Origin of the sequence: Aeromicrobium sp., from assembly GCF_050700635.1 — a bacterium.
GTDB lineage: Bacteria > Actinomycetota > Actinomycetes > Propionibacteriales > Nocardioidaceae > Aeromicrobium.
In genome coordinates this window covers 1-4,709 of record NZ_JBOHDT010000131.1, presented here as the reverse complement: position 1 = coordinate 4,709, position 4,709 = coordinate 1, and the positions used below count along the sequence as shown (strand labels likewise).

Genomic DNA, 4,709 nt, shown 5'->3' with positions numbered 1-4,709 from the left:
CGCCTTCGTACGGCTCGCGGATGCGCCGCACAAGCGGGAGCCACAGCGTGTCGCGTCCCGTCTTCGAGTGCGGCCGGAGCGCGAAGATGACCGTCGACACCGCGAGCGAGACTCGCTGGTCGATCTGGGTGGTCGTGGGGTTCACGTCCGTGCCTCCTCCCGCCTTACTTAGGGTGCGAATGACTCTAAGTGTTGGGATCGACCCTACCCGGGCCTTAAGGTCACGTCAACACTAAGTGGTCAGGAGCTCAACGGCGCACTTCGGCCCAGCCGCACGGTGCAGGCGTTGATCTCTGGTCAGGAGCGTGCAGCCGAGCGCTTCGGCCGCGGCCACGTAGGTTGCGTCGTAGGCGCTGACCGTGTCGCGCAGATCCCAGATGCGATGACGCAGGGGGCGGTGGTGCATACGTTGTATCGGGAGGTCGGCAAGTGCATCGATTGCTTCCAGGGCACGGCGATCGTCCACAAGCCCAATGCGTTTCGCCCGCCGCAGGGCGGAGATGACCTCGACGTCGATCAGCTCGGGCGCAGCCAGCTCGTGTCCGCGAATCCTGTCGCGAGCGGCGCCGCCCTCGTTGCCGTCATCGGCCACAACGAGCAGGACGACGCTCGCATCAACGACCAGCACGGCCGGCGTGGACGGCCTCGACGGCTTCGACGAAGCTGATCGACCCGCCCGACATCATGTCGATACGGTCGAGCACCTCGTCGAGCGTTGGTGCGGATGCCTCTTCGATGAGCTTGGCCAACAGATACTCCTGCAGCGATTGACGCGACCGAGCTGCGCGCTCTCTCAGGACCGCGTGCGTCTCTGGCGGGACGTCCTTGATCTGGATGCTCGGCATGGCGCCAGTATAGCGCTACTGGCGCCAGTCTACATGTTCACGGCAGAACGATCTGGCCGACCGGTCCCGGGTTGTGAGCGATCTCCCAGCGATGGCCGTCGGGGTCGCCGAAGTAACCGGTGTAGCCACCCCACTGGCGCTGCTCACCGTCGGACACCGGGTCGGCGCCGGCCGCTCGCGCGGTGGCCAGCACGGCGTCCACCTCCTCCGGCGACGCGACGTTGTGCGCGATCGTGAACGGCGCGACTCCGTCACCGCGACGGATCGGCCCGACCTCCGCCTCGAACTCGTCCTCGTTCCACAGCGACAGCACGAGGTGTTCGCCGGTCCGGATCATCAGGACCTCCCCCGGCACGTCGAGCTCGGCCTGCCACCCGAGCCCGTCGAGATAGAACTGCCGGGTGGCGTCGAGATCCGCCACGGCGAGGGTCACGAAGCTGATGCGCTGATCCATGCGGGCCAATGTCCCACCGGACGGCGGCACAGCCTTGTCCGATGGCTCGGGCACGATGGTGCCCATGACCGTCACGGTTCGCCGCCTCGATCCCGATGATGCCGAGGTGATGCTAGGCCACTTCCGCGAGGCATTCGGCGCCTTCGACCCGCCGGATCCCCCCGTGCCTCTTCACGCCGAGGGCAAGTACTGGTGGGGAGTCGAGGTGAATGGACACCTGGTGGCGACTGCGCTCGACCGCGCGTACGAGTCCTGGTTCGCTGGCGTCAAGGTTCCTACGGCCGGTATCGGGGCTGTGGCGGTTGCACCCGAACATCGCGGGACCGGACTTGTCGATCCGCTCTTGGATGCGCTGCTCGGCAGCGCGCGCGAGCGAGGCGCCGTCATCTCGACGCTGTTCGCCACCGCGCCGGGCGTCTACCGGCGCCTCGGGTACGAGACCATCACCTCACTCGACCACGTGCGGGTGCCCACCCATGCACTGGCGGTGGGAGGAAGCACCCCGGTGCGCCGAGCTGACGAGAGTGACTCGGCCGGTATCCGAGACGTCCACGAAAGAGCCGCGTCACGACGCAACGGAAGGTTGAGCAGGACCGGTCCGCTATTCGTCAACGCACCCACGTTGCGCGTGGACGGCATCACCGTGGCCGAACGGGACGGCCAGATCTGTGGCTATGCCTCCTGGGACCGCGGTCGCGGCTACGGCGCGGGAGCCGAGCTTCAGGTCCATGACGTCGAGGCCGACGATGTCGATGCCCTTCGCTCGCTTCTGACGACGCTGTCATCTTTCGCCTCGGTGACGCCCGCGACGGTCGTTCGATCGAGCGGCCTGGGTGCTTGGCGTCACCTGGTTCGGACGGACTACGCCGTCCCGGTGACGTCGTCGCCCTACGCGCTAGCAGTGCTGGACCTGGTCGCCCTCGAGCTCTTGCCCTTCGCGGGCGGCGTGACGGCGACGTTGCCGTTCACGGTCGATGGCATCCACCGTGTGCTGGAGGTGAAGGACTGCCGAGGCGTTCTCCACGAGGGCGGCGACGGCGGTCGCGGCCTCAGCGCAGGTGGTCTCGCCCTGACGTTCGCCGGGGCCGAGACGTCCGCCGGACTGCGTTCCGTCGGCCATCTCACCGGTCCCGATGCCGACGACGCCATGTGGGACATGCTCTTCTGCCGCGGCCCCATCCATGTGCACGACTACTTCTGAAAGGCACCATGGACGTCGCCATCGCTCGCTGGCGGTTGCGTAACCAGCACCTCACCGCCCCACATGCCGGATCCGCAGCCGAGGTGGTCGACGCCCTGCTGGCCGTGCAGGCCGAGAACCCGAGTCAGTCCGCCTGGGCGGTGGCCGCCCGCACCAGCTCGCCTGACCCCGCCGACCTGGCCGGCCTGATCGAGTCGGGCGAGGTGGTTCGCACCCACGTGCTGCGCCCCACCTGGCACTACGTGGCGCGCGCCGACATCGACTGGGTGCTCGCGCTGACAGGTCCGCGGATCGACCCGGTCATCGACACCCAGCTGCGGGCAGAACTGACCGATCGCGAGCTCGATCGGCTCACCGCGGCCGTTCTGGACTTTCTCGCCGCGACCCCCGACCGCACTCGTGACGAAGTGGCCGAGGTGGTGCGGGACCGGCTGCCGGCCAAGGCGGAACGGATCACCGGTCACCTGGTGATGGTGCTGATGGCACACCTGGAGCTCGATCGCCTCGTCAGCAGCGGGCGACCGCGGGAGGGCGAGCACACGTACGCGACGTACCGCGACCGGGTCGGCATGCGGGTCGACCCAGACGACTTCGACCGGGAGGAGGCGCTGGCCCGGATCGCCCTGCGCTATTTCACCGGCCATGGGCCGGCGACCGTGAAAGACCTCGCCTACTGGGCCACGCTCACGATCACCGACGTGCGTCGCGGGCTCGCCGCCGTCGAGGATCAGCTGGTCTCCTTCGAGCACGACCGGCGTACCTTCTGGCACGCACCCGGCGAACCTCCGGACCAACCAGGCCAGCCGGCAGGTCACCTCCTGCAGCTGCTCGATGAGTCCTACCGCGGCTACCAGGACTCCCGCTGGGTCCTGGACGCGCGTGGCGTCGTGCCGCGGCAGCGGGAGACCGCGATCGGCATCGCTCTGGTCGACGGGCAGCTGGTCGCCGGCATGAAACGCATCCTCGACCCGTCGCGCGTCCGCTTCGACCTCACACCGCACCGGCAGTTGTCGGCCGCCGAGCGCCGAGCGCTGGAAGGTGCCGCCGCACGATACGGCGAGTTCTTGGATCGACCTGCTGAGATCGGCGGCTGGTGAGAGGCATCCTCAGTGGAAGTCGCGCGACCGGGGACGAGCCGGCACGGCGGGGGCGAGCTGGGGGTAGAGGGTCTCGATGCGCTCGAGCTTGTCGGCCACGAGGTTGACCACGCCGTCCTGGCGCTCGAGCATCCCGCGCACCACGAGGCCGGCCGAGTTGCGCGCCACCCGGCGGTGCCGCTGCCACACCACGTCGAACACCACGACGTTGAGCATGCCGGTCTCGTCCTCGATGTTGAGGAACGTGACTCCCCCGGCGGTGTACGGACGCTGCCGGTGCGTGACCAGGCCGGCGACGCGGACGCGACGGTCCGCCTCGTGCGTGGCGGTGTCGGCCACCGACAGCACGCCCTCGGAGATCATCAGCGCCCGCAGGTGCTCCATCGGGTGCTCGTCGGGTGAGATGCGCGTGGCCCAGAGGTCGGCCAGCGTCTGTTCGACCGGGTTCATGCCCGGCAGCATCGGCGGCGGCGCCTGCACGGCGGTGCCGGCGAGACGGTCGGGTGCGTCGGTGTAGCCCGCGTTCCACAGCGCTTGGCGACGACTGATGCCGAAGCCGTCGAACGCCCCAGCCGTGGCCAGCGCCTCCATCTGCGCGACCGACAGCCCGGTGCGCCGCGCGACGTCGGGCATGTCGGTGAACGGCCTCTCGGCTCGTGCGTCGACGACCCGCGTCGCGTCGGCCTCGCCGATGCCCTGCACCTCGGTGAGGCCGAGCCGCACGGCGAACGCGCCGTCGCGGCGATGCGTCTCGGTGGGGTCGGGTCCGTCCGGATCGAACGGCGGGATCGGCGGCTGCTCGGCGGCCAGGCACACATCGAGTCCGATCGGTCCGCCCGGGATGGGTTCGAGGTCCGCGTGGACGCCGGAGTGGAGGACGTCGGGACGCAGGGTCTTCACACCATGGAGCCGGGCGTCGGCGGTGAGCGACTGCGGCGAGTAGAACCCCATCGGCTGCGAGCGCAGCAGCGCCGCGAGGAACGCCCCCGGGTAGTGCAGCTTGAGCCACGAGCTGGCGTAGACGATCAGGCCGAAGCTGATGGCGTGGCTCTCGGCGAAGCCGAAGTTGGCGAACGCCTGGATGCGGTCGTAGATGTCGTCGGCGAGGTCGC

At 69.1% G+C, this 4,709-nt stretch carries 6 protein-coding genes; 2 read left to right on the top strand and 4 right to left on the bottom strand.

Annotated elements, in window-relative coordinates:
- Positions 1-232 precede the first annotated feature (232 nt).
- The 3 genes from ACRDPN_RS10420 to ACRDPN_RS10410 are packed head-to-tail and all read right to left on the bottom strand — an operon-like array spanning position 233 to position 1,365.
- Positions 233-628, bottom strand: a complete 396-nt coding sequence (locus ACRDPN_RS10420) for a type II toxin-antitoxin system VapC family toxin (RefSeq protein ID WP_431447384.1) — start codon at positions 626-628, stop codon at positions 233-235.
- The gene (locus ACRDPN_RS10415; RefSeq protein ID WP_431447383.1) at positions 615-845 is read right to left on the bottom strand and encodes a FitA-like ribbon-helix-helix domain-containing protein; all 231 of its coding nucleotides are present in this window, start codon (positions 843-845) and stop codon (positions 615-617) included. Before ACRDPN_RS10415 ends, ACRDPN_RS10420 begins: the two co-directional genes overlap by 14 nt.
- A gap of 37 nt (positions 846-882) precedes the next feature.
- Complete coding sequence (locus tag ACRDPN_RS10410) at positions 883-1,365, bottom strand: VOC family protein (RefSeq protein ID WP_431447382.1); 483 nt, start codon at positions 1,363-1,365, stop codon at positions 883-885.
- Between ACRDPN_RS10410 and ACRDPN_RS10405 the strand changes: the two genes are divergently transcribed.
- Positions 1,364-2,500: a GNAT family N-acetyltransferase gene (locus ACRDPN_RS10405; RefSeq protein ID WP_431447381.1), complete on the top strand. Its 1,137-nt coding sequence runs from the start codon at positions 1,364-1,366 to the stop codon at positions 2,498-2,500. The genes ACRDPN_RS10410 and ACRDPN_RS10405 overlap by 2 nt on opposite strands.
- Positions 2,501-2,508: 8 nt before the next feature.
- Positions 2,509-3,597 (top strand): winged helix DNA-binding domain-containing protein, encoded by a 1,089-nt coding sequence (locus tag ACRDPN_RS10400; protein ID WP_431447380.1) that lies wholly within the window; start codon positions 2,509-2,511, stop codon positions 3,595-3,597.
- A gap of 9 nt (positions 3,598-3,606) precedes the next feature.
- Here ACRDPN_RS10400 and ACRDPN_RS10395 read toward each other — a convergent pair.
- On the bottom strand, positions 3,607-4,709 hold a 1,103-nt coding region (locus ACRDPN_RS10395), incomplete at its 5' end, for an OB-fold nucleic acid binding domain-containing protein (protein WP_431447379.1).